Raw genomic sequence first — 15,484 nt, 5'->3', positions numbered from 1 at the left:
AGTGTGGGGCACTGGTGCGTGCGGCGGCTACTCTTTTTCCACGTGCATCCGGGAAATGTCGCCCACCCGGAGAATCAACTCGCCCAAGGCGGTCAGCAGGTTCAAGCGGTTCTGGCGGACAGAGGCATTCTCGGCCATGACCATCACGGCATCGAAGAAGCGGTCCACCGGATTCTTGATTTCCAGCATCGCCAGCAGGGCCGGCTGATAGGCCCGTTGCTCGAGCAGCGGCAAGGCCTTGCCCCGCACCGCCGTTAAAGCGGCGAACAACTCTTTTTCGGCCGGCTCGCTCAAAAGTGCCTCGTCGATTCCGGTCGTGCGGTTATCCTTGATGATGTTGCGAATCCGCTTGAAGGAGCCGGCCAATATCCCAAAATTTTCCTGGCCGCGGATCTGATTGAGGGCCTCGATCCTCCGCAGGCAGTCGACCGGATCGTCGAAGGCGACCGAGGTGGCCGCTTCCACCAACTCCTGGGACAGGCCGGTGGCAATCTGCTCGTTTTCAAAACGCAGGCGGATGAAATGGACCACTTCGCTGACCACCTCGGGCTTCTGCTCGATCACCCCGGCATAACCGGCCAGGGCGGCGGTGGCAACGGCCTCCAGCGAGAGCGAGATCTGCAAACCGCGCAACAGACTGATCAGCCCGATTGCCTGCCTTCTGAGGCCAAAGGCATCCTTGTTGCCGGTGGGTTTTTCACCGATGGCAAAGCATCCAACCAGGGTATCAAGGCGGTCGGCGATCCCGACCAGGGCGCCCAGAAGGGATTGCGGCACTTCGCCACCGGCCCGGATCGGCAGGTAATGTTCCTCGATGGCCTGGGCCACCGCCGGTTTTTCCCCGTCATGGAGTCCGTACACCCGGCCCATGATTCCCTGGAGCGAAGGAAACTCACCCACCATGGTGGTGAGCAGATCGGCCTTGGCCAGGTGGGCGGCGCGGACGGCATCGTCGCGCAGTTCAGGCGCGATCCGATCGGCCAGCAGCCCGGCCAACGCGGCCAGTCGCTTGCTTTTGGCCTGCATGGTCCCCAGCTTGTTCTGGAAAACAATGCCGTGCAGCTCCTGGCACCGGTCAGCCAGGGGGCGCTTGCGGTCTTCGTTGAAGAAAAACAAGCCGTCCTCGAGCCGGGCGCGCAGGACCCGCTCGTGGCCGCTGGCGGCCAGGGCTTGGTCCGCGATCCGGGTATTGTTCACCGCCACGAACAGGGGCAGGAGCTTGCCGTCGGGCCCGATGACCGGGAAATATTTCTGATGCTCACGCATCGAAGTCACCAGGGCTTCCTGGGGCAGTTGCAGGAATTTGCGATCAAAGCTGCCACAGATCGCACAGGGACATTCGACCAGATTGGTCACCGTGTCGAGCAACCCTTCGTGCAGCACCGGCTGCGCTCCCTGGGCGCCGGCCCTTTCGCTCACCGCCCGCCGGACTTCCTCCACCACCTTGGCCCGCCGTTCCGCTGGTTCCACGATGACAAAGCGGCCCGCCAGAGCGGTCAGGTAGGAATCGATGCCGCTGATCTCGACTTCCTCCGGGGCCATGAACCGGTGTCCCCGGGTGGTTGTTCCGCTGGTCAGCCCCTCGAAGGCCATGGGCACCACCGCGCCGTCGTACAGGGCCAGCAGCCATTGGATGGGGCGGGCAAAGGTCATGCTGTAGCCGGCCCAGTGCATCGATTTCGGGAACACCAGCTCCCGGACGAGGGATTCCAGCAGGGCGGGCAGCAGCATTGCCGTTTCCTGGCCCTTGACATCTTCCACCGCCATCAGGTACTCGCCCTTTGGGGTCGTGACCACCTGCAGCTGTCCGGGCTCCAAACCGCGCGACCGGGCAAAGCCCTCGGCGGCCTTGGTCAGGTTGCCGTTGGCGTCGAACCCGGCTTTTTTCGACGGACCGATATGTTCCTGGCGCCGATCCGCCTGGCGCGATTGCAGACCCGTGATGGCCAGGGCCAGACGCCTGGGTGTGCCGAAACTGCGGATCGACTCGAAGGCCAGTTCCAGGTCGTTCAGCTTCCTGGCCGCCTCGGCGGCCAACACCTCCAGGGCAGGCTGAATGTATCCAGCCGGAATTTCTTCTGTCCCGATTTCAAAAAGAAGTTCACTCATCGCGGTCCGCTCTTGATGGTTTGTTGAACATGAGAAAGGCAAACGGCGGCAGGAGCGCCGTCGGAATACCACGCTTCTTCAAGGCCATCCGCCCGGTTCGGCGCGCTCTCGGGCCACTCGGAAGAAGCAAACGTTGAATACCCGCTGGATATGTTTTTCACAACAATTTTATACCAATGAAACGAACCGGTTGCCCGCAGGGCGTCTCCGATCCGGCAACAGAGGGATTCCACGGTTTCCACCTGCTCCGTCCCGGGGGCGGTCTCCTGGCGGATCAGGGCGATCAGGTCCTCGATCCAGAGAAAGCGCTTCATGCGGACAGCCGCGGTGACGCCACCCCAAATGCCTCCGGGAGCCTGGCCCGAACCGCCGCAGCTAGACAGCGCGACCGGAACGTCGACTTCGACCACGAGGTCGAAGATCCGGGCCAGGGTGCCGTGCAGGCGGCAATCGTACCGTGCCATGCCGGGTTCCTGTTCACCCGAGCCGGTCGCGAGGAAAAAGGGAAATTCGATCTCCAGGTGGGCCGACTCGGCTTCCAGACGCCGCTTCATTTCCTCGAGAATGAGGTGGCAGGTCTTGATGTTGAATTGACCGTGGAACCGATTGAGAATCTCGACAAACCGGCTCATGTGGGTGCCCTTGAACCGATGCGGCAGGTTGACGTACATGTTGACCCGGGCCAGGGTTTGCTGGGTGGCACTGGCCCGGTCAAGGACGATGATCGGATAGGAGATCGATTTGACGCCCACCTTGCGGATATTGATCCGTCTGGAATCGTGGAGACTCTGGATATCCTTCATGCAACGATGGGCGGGTTGTGCGGGGGACGGCGGCACTCGGCCGGGCAGGATCGCTGCCGCCGAATGCCGTCCGGTTCAGCCGATGTATTTGCGGACCGTGGCCTTGAGTTCGTCCATGTCGGCCGACTTGACCACATAGGCCTCCGAGGCCCAACTGCCGAAATCCTGTTTGTATTCCTGATAGGCAGAGTTCAGGATGATGGGCAGCGACGCCCGCATTTCCTTCATCTGCCGCAGGACCTCGATGCCGTTCATGCCCGGCATGTTGATATCCAGTAGTACCAGGTCGGGCGGGTTCTCCTTGAACTTCGCCAGGGCCTCGGCACCGTCGCGGGCCGAATCCACGATGTAGCCCTCTTCCTCGAACTCCTCACGATAGAGCAGCTGGATGCTTTCCTCGTCGTCGACCAGTAAAATACGTTTCTTTTCCACAATGTCCTCCTACAGTGTCACCTCGCGGAGATAGCGGCAGGTCTCTTCCGGCGGCATGGGATTGATGTAGAAGCCGGTTCCCCACTCGAAACCCGCAATGGACGTCAATTTGGGAACGATCTCGAAATGCCAGTGGTAATATTCCAGCGGACCGGAACGGAGAGGCTGGGTATGGAGCACGAAATTATACGGGACATGGGGGATACAGGCATCGAGCCGGCGCAGGGTTTCGGAAAAAATTTCGGCCAGCTTGGCCAGCGAGTTGTCGTCCTGTTCGATATAAGAGGATTCATGCCGCTTGGGTAAAATCCACATCTCGAACGGCGAACGCGGCGCAAAGGGGGTCAGGGTGACGAACAACTCGTTTTCGCACACCAGACGCACCTTTTGCTGCAACTCCTGGCGGATGATGTCGCAAAAAATACAGCGGTCCTTGTACTTGTAATAGGAGAGGCTGCCTTCGAGCTCGGAGATCACCATCCGGGGCAGGATGGGCAACGCCACCAACTGGGAATGGGAGTGTTCGAGCGAGGCGCCGGCGGCCTTGCCGAAATTCTTGAACACCACCACGTAGTTGAATCGATTGTCCTTGGCCAGGTCGCGGATGCGCTCGCGAAAGGCCTGAAAGGTGAGGAGCATGAGGTTCGGCGGCAGATGGGAAAACCGGTCTTGATGGTTCGGACTTTCGACGATCACCTCGTGGGCGCCGATACCGTTCATCCGGTCGTACAACCCTTCGCCCTGCTTGTCGAGCTCGCCCTCGATGACCAGAGCCGGGTACTTGTTGGGGACAACCCGCAAATTCCAGCCCGGGGTATTGGGATAGCCCCAGTCCCGGCCATAGGCCAGCACCTCGTCGGGAGTCGTCTTTTCGTTGCCGGGACAGAGCGGGCAAAACCCGCCCTTGACCTTGTATTCCTCGACCAAAAAATCGGTCGGCCGCTTGCCCCGCTCCTGGGCAATGATGATCCAGCGGCCTAGAATCGGATCCTTACGTAATTCAGGCATACAACCGCCTATCTTCCCTGTTCTTTTTCACGCTGCTCCTGCCGGGATTTACAGTCGATGCAGTATTTGGCCACAGGCCGGGCCTCAAGCCGTTTAACCGCGATATCGCAACCGCAGCCGGCGCAGACACCGTAGCTGCCGTCTTCGATTCGGGCCAGGGCTTCTTCGATCTTGTCCATCAATTTCCGTTCCCGGCCGCGGATTCGCAGCTCGAAGCTCCGATCCGATTCCATGCTGGCCCGGTCGTTGGGGTCGGGGATGTTGCCGGAGGCCTTGGTCATGTCGGTCAGAGTCTGTTCGACATCGGTGGTTATTTCCGCTTTCATCGCCTCAAGCTGCTCTTTGAAACGCAATAACTCCTGTTCATCCATCGCTATTCTCCAACAAGGTGGTTCTCGTGTTCTGCATCATTAGTATAGCATGCGGCAGCGGGACTGACAAACAGTCCGCTCTTGCCGCCACTTTTCCGCAGTAGCCGAATATCCGACATCACCATGGTCTTGTCGACCGCCTTACACATATCATAAATGGTCAGCGCCGCAATCGACACCGCCGTCAGGGCCTCCATTTCCACTCCGGTCCGGCCGGTTATTGCAACCGTTGCCCTGATTTCAATGGCGCAACGGGCATCGTCATAGGAAAAATCGATCTCCACCCCGGTAATCGCCAGGGGATGGCACAGGGGAATCAACTGATCCACCTTCTTGGCCGCCATGATGCCGGCGATCCGGGCCACGCCGAGCACATCGCCTTTTTTGACCGTGCCGGCGCGAACCATGTCGTAGGCCTGGCGGGACATGGAGATCGTGCCGGCGGCGGTCGCTCGGCGCTCCGTTGCATCCTTGCCGCCGACATCGACCATGCGGGCCTTGCCGCTGGCATCGAAGTGGGTAAACTGATCAACCATTGGCGACCTTTTCCCGCTCCTCGTTCTTTTTCTTCTGTTTGCCGAGGTGGCCGTGGAAAAGACGGGCAAAAAAGCCTTCCTCCTCCTGTTCCTTGCTCAATTCGTCGAACCTACGGAGCAACTCTTTTTGTTCCTTGCTCAGCTTGGTGGGGGTTAGAACCTGAACCTCGACCACCATGTCGCCCTTGCCGCCGCCGCGCAAACTGGGCACGCCTTCTCCCCGAAGGACGAATCGCTCGCCGGACTGGGTGCCGGCGGGAATTTTCAGTTTCGCGCTTCCGTGGATGGTGGGGACATCGGCCTCGCAACCAAGCGTGGCCCGCACCATCGACAACGGCAGCCTGAGGTAGACGGTCTGCCCGTCGCGCTGGAAATGCTCGTGCTCGTCGACATGGATGACCACGTACAGGTCGCCGGAAGGCCCGCCGCGGCGGCCGCCTTCCCCTTCGCCGGCCAAGCGCATCCTGGAGCCGGTGTCCACACCCGCCGGGATGCGGATGTTGACCTTCTTGCTTCGGTTGACCAGCCCGTCACCCTGGCAATCGGCGCAGGGATCGGTAATCACCTGGCCCGTGCCTTGGCAGCGCGGACAGGTGGTGGAAACCTGGAAAAACCCTTGGGAACGGATCACCTGGCCGCGGCCCTGGCACATCGGACAGGTCTGCGGCCGATGTCCCGGCCGAGCCCCCGATCCCTCGCAGGTCCAGCAGGTTTCCCGCTTGGAGACTTCCACCTGCCGGTTGACGCCGTGCACCGCTTCCATGAACGAAATGCGGATATCGTAGCGCAGATCCTCGCCCTGAACCGGGGCGTTGGGATCGTGCCGCCGGGCCCGGCCGCCGCCGAAGCCGAACAGATCGCCGAACAGATCGTTGATGTGCGAAAAGATGTCCTCGCTGCTTCCCGGACCGTTATAGCCGCTGCTGCGCAGTCCTTCCTTGCCGTAGGTGTCGTAGATGCGCCGCTTCTGCACATCGCTGAGGACTTCGTACGCCTCGGCGGCCTCCTTGAATTTTTCCTCGGCCTCGGCATTGCCCTGATTGCGGTCAGGGTGATACTGCATGGCCAGCTTGCGGTAGGCCTTCTTGATGGCCTCGGCAGAGGCATCCTTGCCGATGCCGAGTATCTCGTAATAGCTCTTGCTCATGGTCTATTCCACACTCGTCGCGGCTATTCTTCGACGATGTCCTCTTCGGCAACCGCCTCCGCCGCCTTCTCCGCCTTGCGTTGCTTGGGAAGTTCATGGATGTTGTCAAAGGTGACCTTGCCGGCGGCGATCTCGCGGAGGGTCATGACAATTTCCTTGTTCTTGCCGGTGACAAGAAAAGGCTCGCCCTTACGATGCTGCCGAATCCGTTCCACCGCCAGGTGGATCAGGGCAAATCGATTGTCGTCACCTACCTTTGTCAGGCAATCCTCAACAGTTATACGCGCCATGTTCTATGCCTCCATGGAATAAAAATCCCGGAGTCCGCATTTGCTCCGGGAAATTGAAACGTTCTGATACTCCGTCGCCGCTGCGCACGCATTGTCCCGGTGAGCATCAAGACGATTTTGTAATAATCACGATAGGAAATTTGACAAGACCCGCGGCCTTGATCTTGCGATCTCAGCCGGCAAAAGGATTGCGCAGCAAAAGCGTTTCCTCGCGGTCCGGTCCGACGGATACAATTGCCGGAGCCACGCCGGTCAGGTCTTCCAGGCGTTTGAGATAGGCCTTGGCCTGGGCGGGCAGATCCTCGTAGGAACGGATATTCGGCAACTCGGCGTCCCAACCGTCCATCTCTTCGTATACCGGTTCGGCCATCCGCGCCTTACGGATATTGTCCGGCATGTAGCCGTACGGCACGCCTTCCACCCGGTAGCTGGTCGCGATCTTCAGCTTTTTCAGGCCGGAGAGGACATCGAGCTTGGTCACCGCAAAACCGGTCAAGCCGTTGAGGCGGACGGCATCGTTGGCCACCACCGCGTCAAACCAGCCGCAACGGCGGCGGCGGCCCGTGGTCGCGCCGTACTCGTGGCCCTTCTGCTGGAGGGCGTCGCCAATGACGTCCCCTTCAGGCAACTCGGTCGGAAACGGTCCCTCGCCGACTCTGGTGGTATACGCCTTGAGGATGCCGATCACCTCGTCGATATGCGCCGGCCCGAATCCGGAGCCGATGCAGGCGTTGCCGGCAATGGTGTTGGAGGAGGTGACAAAAGGATAGGTGCCGTGGTCGATGTCGAGATGGGTCCCCTGGGCGCCCTCGAACAGAATATTCTTGCCCGCCTTGCGCGCTTGATCCAATGCCACCGACACGTTGCCGACAAAAGGGGCCAACTGGGCGGCATAGCTTTCGAATTGATCGATAATGGCGGCATATTCCAACGGCTGGGCGCCAAACTGCCGGGTGAGGACGAAATTCTTTTCCTCCACCGCGGCCTGGAGCTTATCGGCAAATAGGCTCATATCGAGCAGATCGCCGACCTTCACGCCGACCCGTCCGACCTTGTCCATATAGCAGGGGCCGATGCCCCGACCGGTGGTGCCGATCTTCTTTCCCTTGGCCAGGGCATTTTCGCGGGCCACGTCCAGCCGCTGATGATAGGGCATGATCAAATGGGCGTTGGCGCTGATCAACAGCTGCTTCGGGGTGACCGTCATGCCTTTTTCAGCCAGGTTGGCCATTTCCTTGAGCAGCACGCCGGGGTCGATGATCACCCCGTTGCCGATGACGCAGGTCTTGTCCTTATAGAGGATACCGGATGGAATGATGTGAAAGATATATTGCTTCCCATCCACCACCAAGGTGTGGCCGGCATTGTTTCCGCCCTGGAAACGGACGACAAAGTCCGCATACCGGGTCAGGAGATCGACGATTTTCCCTTTGCCTTCATCACCCCATTGGGTGCCGACCACCACCACACTGGCCATGTTCTCTCCATATATTGAATAGATACATACAGGTACCGCGTTGACGCCACCCACTTGAGGCATGGACGGAAAACTGACCGGGCACCAACCAAACCTTGTTTATCTAGCAGAAAAAGTGCGAAAAGTCAAACAGGAGAAAAACGGGGCCGGTGGCTGGCCGGGTGCCACTCGGGACCAATTGGCCGAAAACAAAAAAACTCCCGGCCCGCCCGATATTATGCGGGCGGACCGGGAGCGGTCAAGAAAAGAGGAAGTAACGGTTTAGTTGTACGAGGTCTTGAGCATCATGTCCTTGCGGGAGGCGGGATCGTACAGCCCCTTGGCCTCGCTCTTCTTGAACCATTCCTGCTTAAGGGTGTTGAGGAAGGTCTTTTTCTCCTCGACCAGTTTGGCGAAATCCATGCCGATGAGGGCTTGGGCTTTTTCCTTGGTGGAAAAATCCGGGGCGACATAATCGGCGGCGTTGTGTTTGGCCAGAACCACCCGCAGTTTCACCCGGGCATCCTGTCCCTTGTTGATTGCGCCCGCCAAAACCCGCAGGGTTTCCTCCGGTGCGTGGAAAAAGGCGCCGTGACCGGCAACAGCGTAATCCCAGCGCCATTGGCCGTGACGGATGTCCTGCAGGACCGGCTTCATTTCCTCCTCGGTCGCGCCGAGGCTCCAAGCCTTGGCAGCTTCCAGATGGGCCTTGGCCAGGATGTCGGTTGCCATTTTGGCCAACTCATCCTTCCTGGCCAATTTTCTCTCAACGGTCGCGCGGAATTCCTTTTCAGTGCCCTGGTGGCAGTTCAGGCAGGTGTTGGCGATGTTGTCAAGCGGGCTGCCGACCTTGTGGCTGGTGAACTTGACACCGCCTTCCTGCACATAGGGCATGTGGCAATCGGCGCAGGACAGGCCGTTGCGGCTGTGGACGCCGGTGACAAAGGTTTCGTAATCGGGATGCTGCGCCTTGAGCATCGGGGTTTTGCTCAAGGGATGGGTCCAGTCGGAAAAGCCGTAGCTGTCATAGTATTCTTCCATGTTTTCGGCCGACATTCCCTTGTTCCAGGGATAGGTGACCACCATGGCGGTCTTCTTCTCCCCCTTGTCGTCCCATTCGGTCTTCTTGAAGTAATATTCGGCGTGGCATTGCGCACAAACCAAAGAGCGCATGTCCTGATGGGTGACGTCGGCGGTTTTCAGACTGCCTTCGGCATCCAGGCCCCGCTTGAGGTAATCGCGGGTCAGGGTCAGCTTCATGGTGGTGCTGTCGTGACAGTCGCCGCAGCCAATGGTATTGACCACTTCATCGCCATATTTCGCCCATTTGCCGGTGAAGAACTCCATCTCGCCGTCCCGTTTGATCAACCGGGGCACGTCCGGGGACTTGCAGGTCCAGCAGGCCGTGGGCAGAGGACCGGTCTTGTTGTCCACCGGCGCGCCGGTGCGCAGGGTGTTAATGTTGTCCTCCAGGGCGTAATAGTGTCCCCGGGGCTTGTTGTAGTCCTTGGAGAAGGGATAGCCGGCCCACATGACCACCAGCGCGGGATCCTGCTTGAGGACGTCGGTGATCTCGTCGCTCTTTTTCGTCTGCATGTAGGTGTCGTACTGGCGGGGATAATACTTGCCCCATTCGGAGGATCGCGTTTCGCCGGGCTTGATGGGTGGGACTGCGTTCATGGCCTGCTGCTCGGCCTTGTTCTCCCGGATGGAGACGGTCAGCAGCACCATCGGGACGGTGGCGAGCACGCAAAGTGCGAAAACAACGGACGATTTCTTCATGTATATTCTCCTGGTTAAAATCCTTAGTCTACCTTGACGCTGAAATTATTCTGCGTTGCCGACAGGTTGCGCATGGTGCCATGGGGCAGGCCCCGGTGGCAGTCCCAGCAGCGCCGTCCCATCTGCACCGTGCTGTCGGCTGCCTTCTCGTACAGGGCGCTGTTGGCCATCATCTGAGAGACGGTTTTCTGGTGGCAGGCGATGCAATTGTTTTGAATCCGCTTGGCGGCATCGCTGCTGATCCGCAGATTGGGCCCGTACGTCTTGAAGGTCATGGCCACGGAATGGTGGTATCCGTCCTGGGCCTTGGCCAGCATTTTATTGACGAAAGTATCGCGCGGCAGGTGGCAGTCCACGCAGGTTGCCCGGTTCCGGTGGGAACTGTGCTCCCAGGTGGCATAGTGGGTGGTCATAGTGTGGCAGTTGATGCAGGCGCGGGGGTCGCTCGACAAATAGGACAGCATCTTGGACTCGTGGACCAAATTGGCGAAAACGCCCAGCGTCACGATCACTGCGAAAATGGCGGCATACTTCATAGGCAATCCTGTCGCCCCCTTTTCCCGGTTGCACTGCACAATCTTTTGCCGGATAGCCCGGCACGCCTCCTTCCAATTCTTCTCTCCGGTCTCATACCTCTCCTCCTTTTCTCTATCCGCCACCTTAAGTGCGTTCACTCCCTCCGGCCGTGACGGGCTCCTTGCGCTCCCCTTGCCCATCCATCGCCGACATCATAATAAAAGCAAACAGCGTACCAGGCAAGACAATGCGGCAACTTCAACCCCATGGACCCCGCCGCACGCCGACAGGCGCTACGATCGGGTAACATCGGCGCTAGCCAGCCGCTTCCTTTTGGTAACACTCGCGCAACCAGGCCTCCCTTGCGTGCATTGTCGGTGTTTGATTTGGACATTTGTGGTACAGTAGTCCCACTCGTCCAGATTGACCCGACCCCTCTTTTCACGAAAACCGATGCCAGACACCTTTTCCTCGCGGCGGATGCGACGCGAGGCCCGCACCGTGGAACTCATGATCCGCCGATATTGCCGGGACCATCACGGCAAGGCGCCCGAGCAATGCAATGCATGTTGCCAGCTGCTCGCCTATGCCCTGAAACGGCTGCGCCATTGTCCTTTCCAGGAACGCAAATCCACCTGCGGCAAATGTCCGATCCACTGCTACGCCCCTGACCGGCGAGCACAGATCCGCACGGTGATGCTCCACAGCGGCCGCCGCCTGATCTCCACCCACCCCGTGCTCGCCCTGCTCCACCTGCTTGACGGCCTACGCTCGCCCCGCAGCAAGAAGGATTCCGGCCCCGCTTGACACCTCGAATCAAATCCCGTAGACTTTTTCGTTTGCAACGGCTTGCCAGCCACCCCGTCAAACTCACCCCCCCTGGTGCTTGCCATGTTTGGAATAGGCCTCCCGGAAATGATCGTCATCCTTGCTGTGGCCTTGATCGTGGTCGGTCCGGACAAACTGCCCGGTTTGGCCCGCTCGTTGGCAAAGGGCCTGATGGAAATGAAAAAAACGCTCAATCAGGTCAAGGAGAACCTGACCCAGGAAGACGATGCCCTCAACACCATCCGGCGCGACCTGCATCAAACCGCCGACGAACTGCGGACCAAATTGATCGACACCGACATGGCGGAATGGCGGCCGGCGGCCGGGCCTGCCGCGCAAGCGGACAAAGAGGAGCCGATCATCGACGTGGAACCCGAAGCCCGGGCCATAGCGGCCGAATTGGCCGACCAGGACGATCCGATGGACCAGTCACCGGCCACCGACAAACAAGAAGAGCGGCAACCTTCCGCCGAACCGACCGAGGCTGCGCATAAACCGGCCGGAGAGAACAGCCAGGCGTCATGATCGAGGCCCTGGAACAGTTCGCTCCCCACCAGGCGGAGCTGCGCGGCCGGCTCATCCGCTGCTGTGTCGCGGTGCTGCTGACCAGCATCGTGGCCTATCTTTGCAAGGACGAACTGGCGGCATGGTGCATACGGCCTCTTTATCTTGCCTATCCGCAGATGGGCAAGCTGGTCTACACCAAACTCACCGACGCCTTTCTCAGCTATCTCAAGCTGTCCCTGCTGGTTGGCGTGGCCGCCGCCTTTCCCTACCTGCTGTACCAGATATGGCTTTTCATCGCCCCGGGACTCCTTGAGCGCGAAAAACGGACGGTGCGGACCATTGTCCTCTGGGCCTCGCTGCTTTTCCTGGCCGGTGCCGCATTCGCCTTTTTCGTCGCCCTACCCCGGATGCTCCATTTTTTCATGAGTTACGCCTCACCCACCTTGCAGCCGATGCTCAAGCTCGGCCTGTACCTCACCTTTACCGCCCGCATGGCGCTGGCCTTCGGCATTGCCTTCGAGATCCCCTTCCTCATGGTGATGGCCACCCGGGCCGGCCTGCTCAAGAGCGACCATTTTCGTCAAAAACGCATCCCGTTTTATATCGCCATCGCGGTGCTCTCCTTTTTGCTGACCACCGGAGAGATCACCGCCACCGTCCTGCTTGCCCTGCCCCTTTTCGCCCTGTACGAAGCCGGTATCGTGGCTTGCCGCATTTTCGGCTCCCGGCGCAATCCCCTGCCCGACCAGACAACCGCGCCCTGACAGCTGACGCAGTTACGCCTGTTCCCTGATGCGCAGACGGTGCGCGCGGTGCAACCGCAGCCGCAAACGACAATCGCACGCGACTCGTTACCCGGCCAGTGGTTTTTCCGCACTCGCCTGTCGTCCGCATCGTCAGGCTCATCCTTTCGCCCCCTCTTCCCGGCCGCACCCGTGCCCCCTGCCATCCGCTTGCGCCATTGACAGGCAGCACTCCCACGAAATGTACCTTCTATCGTCCCTGACTCAGCCGAACAGAATGGCACACATTTCCCAAGCCGCTGTTGCCGCCCAGACGTTTTTTCTTTTCGACCTTGACACCGCCAAACCGTTTCCCGATAATACCAATAAGGATTTTTACTTATAGAATTGTTTTAATTTATCAATTGATTTCCAAGGGATAACAGAATGAAAAACATCAAGATCGGCGTCAAGCTCCTTGGCGGATTCCTCCTTTCGGCAGTCCTGGTGCTCGTGGTTGGCCTGCTTTCCATTGCCCAGCAAGGCGAGCTCGCCCAGGAGTCGAATCAGTTGGGCAAGGAAGGACTGCCTGCGGTGGAGAACATCTTAATCGTCAAAAGCGAGGCAGCCACCATCGCCGCCCTGATGCGCACCCTGCTGACCCCCTACTCCACAAAGGAACAACGCGAATTCTCGCACCAACAGCTGCTCGAATCCCGCAAGATCTATGGCGCCGCCAAGGATGCATTCAGCAAACTGCCGATCATGGACAGCATCAAGCCCGAATGGCAAGAATTCAACACTCATATTGGCAAATGGGCCCAGGTCAACAACCAGGCGGTCAACCTGTCCAAGGAACTGATCGCCATGGACATGACCCAGCCGGAAGTCATGAGAGCGCACATATCGACCTTTTTGACCGATCATAACGCCCTGCTCGCCAATGTCGGCAAACTGCTTCTGGCAAATACTCCCTTCGAAGGAGGCACCAATGACTCCGGTTGTGCCTTGGGCGCATGGATGAAAGATATGGACACCACCAATTCGGACATGGTCTCTCTGGTCAACGGCCTGAAGCCCGTGCACGCCCAATTGCACCGGCTGGTCGGTGAAATCAAAACCCAAGTGAGCAACGGCCAGACCAACCAGGTCAAGGAGCTCTACGAAAAGCAACTTATCCCCACGTCCGAACAGCTCTCCACCATGATCGAGAAAATGGGCGAGATAGTCATCACCGCCAACGAAAAATTCGCCAGGATGAATACCCTGCTGCTGCAGGAGGGGGCCACCCACCAGGCCAACACCTTTGCCGCGATCGACAAGATGGTGAAAGCTGTCGGCGCCAATGCCGACATGAATGTTGCGGACGCCCACACGATAGCCAGTCGAGGCCGCCTGGTCACCATCGTCTGTCTGGCGATTGGCGTCGCGCTCGCAGCCTTCTCCGGCCTAATGCTGACCGGCCTGATCACCAAACCGCTGTTCAAGGGAGTCGATCTGGCCAAGGCCATGGCCAATGGCGACATGACCCGGACCATGGATGTCAACCAGAAGGACGAAATCGGCATTCTGGCCGGATCGCTCAATGAAATGGCCTCCAATCTGCGGCGGATGTTCGGCGATATCAATGACGGTGTGGTGCGGGTGGACGAATCTTCGACCCAATTGGCCGCCATAGCCAACCAAATGGCAGCCGGTGCGTCGTCGACCGCCGGCCGCTCAGGCCAGGTGGCCGCCTCGGCCGAGGAAATGAGCAACAACCAGAATACGATCGCCGCCGCCATGGAACAGGCCTCGGTCAATGTCAACATGGTAGCTTCGGCCGCCGAGGAAATGAACGTCACCATCAAGGAAATCGCCGGCAATTCCGGCAAGGCCAAGGAAATCACCACCATGGCGGTCCGGCAATCGCGCACCGCTTCGGATCGGGTCAACGAACTCGGTAAAGCGGCGGACGAAATCAACAAGGTCACCGAAACCATTACCGAAATCTCCGAGCAGACCAACCTGTTGGCGCTTAACGCCACCATCGAGGCGGCCAGGGCCGGTGAAGCCGGCAAGGGGTTTGCCGTGGTCGCCAACGAAATAAAGGAGCTGGCACGACAAACGGCGTCAGCTACCCTTGACATCAAGAACAAGATCGAGGGGGTTCAGGAGGCGACCGGCATCACGGTGCGCGAGATCAACGAAATCGGCCAGGTTATCGCCGATGTCGATAAAATTGTCGCCACCATTGCTGCGGCAGTGGAAGAACAGACTGCCACCACCAGGGAAATCGCCGAGAATGTGCATCAGGCTTCTCAGGGAATCCTCGAGGTCAACGAAAACCTCGCCCAAAGCACGACCGTCGTCGCCGGGATCGCCTCGGATATTGCGGCGGTCAATACCAGTGCCAATGAAATCAACCAGGCGAGCACTCAGGTCAAGGTGAGTGCCGAGGAACTCGCCAACATCGCTGACCGGCTCAAAGACATGATGACCCAATTCAAGACCTGAGTGAGCCAGGCCATCGAAGTGTTAAGGGAGGGTCCTTTGGGGCCCTCCCTTTTTTTTGGCAAATGAAGATGACCAACCAAACATGCGTTCCCATTTCTCGTGGCTTAACCATTGTACGTTGTCCATCAAGCCTCCTTTTTCACGACACTCAAGTTTCTGAGTTGAGTTAACTAACCGTTATTATGTTTGTACTGCGGGCTAACCTTTTCCCTGTTTGCAGGATATCAACGGCAAAGTCCATGACTGTATCAACAAGGGCCAGCACTGCACCTTCGGTGATGAGGCCGGCAATTCTGACTTTGTCCAGGGCGAGGCTGAGCAGCCGTTGCATGGCTTCGGCCAGGTTCAAATCCTGCTGCTCTTCACTGCAGGCGTAAAAGAGCGAGCCAAGGGTGCGGGGATCGTCATGACAGCGTTGCTCGAAAGCCAGAAACACATAGCGGCTCATGACAAGGGTGATATGGCCGATGATACCGTCAAA

The 15,484-nt window shown here is 59.0% G+C and carries 15 protein-coding genes and 1 pseudogene; 4 read left to right on the top strand and 12 right to left on the bottom strand.

Annotation, left to right across the window (positions count from 1 at the left end):
• Window positions 1-27: 27 nt before the first annotated feature.
• From glyS to nrfH, 11 genes are all read right to left on the bottom strand, one after another.
• A complete protein-coding gene (gene glyS, locus RMR13_RS10160) occupies window positions 28-2,109 on the bottom strand; it encodes a glycine--tRNA ligase subunit beta (protein ID WP_310600520.1) in 2,082 nt (693 codons plus the stop codon).
• Window positions 2,106-2,912 (bottom strand): GTP cyclohydrolase, FolE2/MptA family, encoded by an 807-nt coding sequence (locus RMR13_RS10155; protein WP_310600519.1) that lies wholly within the window; start codon window positions 2,910-2,912, stop codon window positions 2,106-2,108. Before RMR13_RS10155 ends, glyS begins: the two co-directional genes overlap by 4 nt.
• A 75-nt stretch (window positions 2,913-2,987) precedes the next feature.
• Entirely contained in the window at window positions 2,988-3,344 is a 357-nt protein-coding gene (locus RMR13_RS10150) for a response regulator (RefSeq protein ID WP_310600518.1), read from the bottom strand.
• Window positions 3,345-3,353: 9 nt separating this feature from the next.
• A complete protein-coding gene (galT, locus tag RMR13_RS10145; RefSeq protein WP_310600517.1) occupies window positions 3,354-4,352 on the bottom strand; it encodes a galactose-1-phosphate uridylyltransferase in 999 nt (332 codons plus the stop codon).
• 8 nt (window positions 4,353-4,360) lie between these two features.
• Complete coding sequence (gene dksA / locus RMR13_RS10140; RefSeq protein WP_310600516.1) at window positions 4,361-4,723, bottom strand: RNA polymerase-binding protein DksA; 363 nt, start codon at window positions 4,721-4,723, stop codon at window positions 4,361-4,363.
• 2 nt (window positions 4,724-4,725) lie between these two features.
• Window positions 4,726-5,259, bottom strand: a complete 534-nt coding sequence (gene moaC, locus RMR13_RS10135; RefSeq protein ID WP_310600515.1) for a cyclic pyranopterin monophosphate synthase MoaC — start codon at window positions 5,257-5,259, stop codon at window positions 4,726-4,728.
• A complete protein-coding gene (dnaJ, locus tag RMR13_RS10130) occupies window positions 5,252-6,406 on the bottom strand; it encodes a molecular chaperone DnaJ (protein ID WP_310600514.1) in 1,155 nt (384 codons plus the stop codon). Before dnaJ ends, moaC begins: the two co-directional genes overlap by 8 nt.
• A gap of 23 nt (window positions 6,407-6,429) precedes the next feature.
• The gene (gene rpoZ, locus RMR13_RS10125) at window positions 6,430-6,696 is read right to left on the bottom strand and encodes a DNA-directed RNA polymerase subunit omega (protein WP_310600513.1); all 267 of its coding nucleotides are present in this window, start codon (window positions 6,694-6,696) and stop codon (window positions 6,430-6,432) included.
• Between the two features lie 172 nt (window positions 6,697-6,868).
• Window positions 6,869-8,173, bottom strand: a complete 1,305-nt coding sequence (locus RMR13_RS10120) for an adenylosuccinate synthase (protein WP_310600512.1) — start codon at window positions 8,171-8,173, stop codon at window positions 6,869-6,871.
• 261 nt (window positions 8,174-8,434) lie between these two features.
• On the bottom strand, window positions 8,435-9,934 hold the full coding sequence (gene nrfA / locus RMR13_RS10115) for an ammonia-forming cytochrome c nitrite reductase (protein ID WP_310600511.1): 1,500 nt from the start codon (window positions 9,932-9,934) through the stop codon (window positions 8,435-8,437).
• A 23-nt stretch (window positions 9,935-9,957) separates the two neighbouring features.
• Complete coding sequence (gene nrfH, locus RMR13_RS10110) at window positions 9,958-10,470, bottom strand: cytochrome c nitrite reductase small subunit (protein WP_310600510.1); 513 nt, start codon at window positions 10,468-10,470, stop codon at window positions 9,958-9,960.
• A gap of 433 nt (window positions 10,471-10,903) precedes the next feature.
• Here nrfH and RMR13_RS10105 point away from each other — a divergent pair, with 433 nt between their 5' ends.
• From RMR13_RS10105 to RMR13_RS10090, 4 genes are all read left to right on the top strand, one after another.
• Complete coding sequence (locus RMR13_RS10105; protein WP_310600509.1) at window positions 10,904-11,257, top strand: nitrous oxide-stimulated promoter family protein; 354 nt, start codon at window positions 10,904-10,906, stop codon at window positions 11,255-11,257.
• 84 nt (window positions 11,258-11,341) lie between these two features.
• The gene (locus RMR13_RS10100) at window positions 11,342-11,803 is read left to right on the top strand and encodes a twin-arginine translocase TatA/TatE family subunit (protein WP_310600508.1); all 462 of its coding nucleotides are present in this window, start codon (window positions 11,342-11,344) and stop codon (window positions 11,801-11,803) included.
• Window positions 11,800-12,549: a twin-arginine translocase subunit TatC gene (gene tatC / locus RMR13_RS10095; protein ID WP_310600507.1), complete on the top strand. Its 750-nt coding sequence runs from the start codon at window positions 11,800-11,802 to the stop codon at window positions 12,547-12,549. The genes RMR13_RS10100 and tatC overlap by 4 nt, the downstream gene beginning before the upstream one ends.
• A 405-nt stretch (window positions 12,550-12,954) precedes the next feature.
• On the top strand, window positions 12,955-15,003 hold the full coding sequence (locus RMR13_RS10090; protein WP_310600506.1) for a methyl-accepting chemotaxis protein: 2,049 nt from the start codon (window positions 12,955-12,957) through the stop codon (window positions 15,001-15,003).
• 166 nt (window positions 15,004-15,169) lie between these two features.
• On the opposite strand, the pseudogene RMR13_RS10085 reads toward RMR13_RS10090, so the two are convergent.
• Window positions 15,170-15,484 (bottom strand): annotated as a pseudogene (locus RMR13_RS10085) (IS4 family transposase); the annotation flags it as partial.

Origin of the sequence: Desulfobulbus sp., assembly GCF_031547805.1 — a bacterium.
GTDB lineage: Bacteria > Desulfobacterota > Desulfobulbia > Desulfobulbales > Desulfobulbaceae > Desulfobulbus.
The sequence above is the reverse complement of the archived record's forward strand: the minus strand, read 5'-3'. Positions and strand labels throughout refer to the sequence as shown.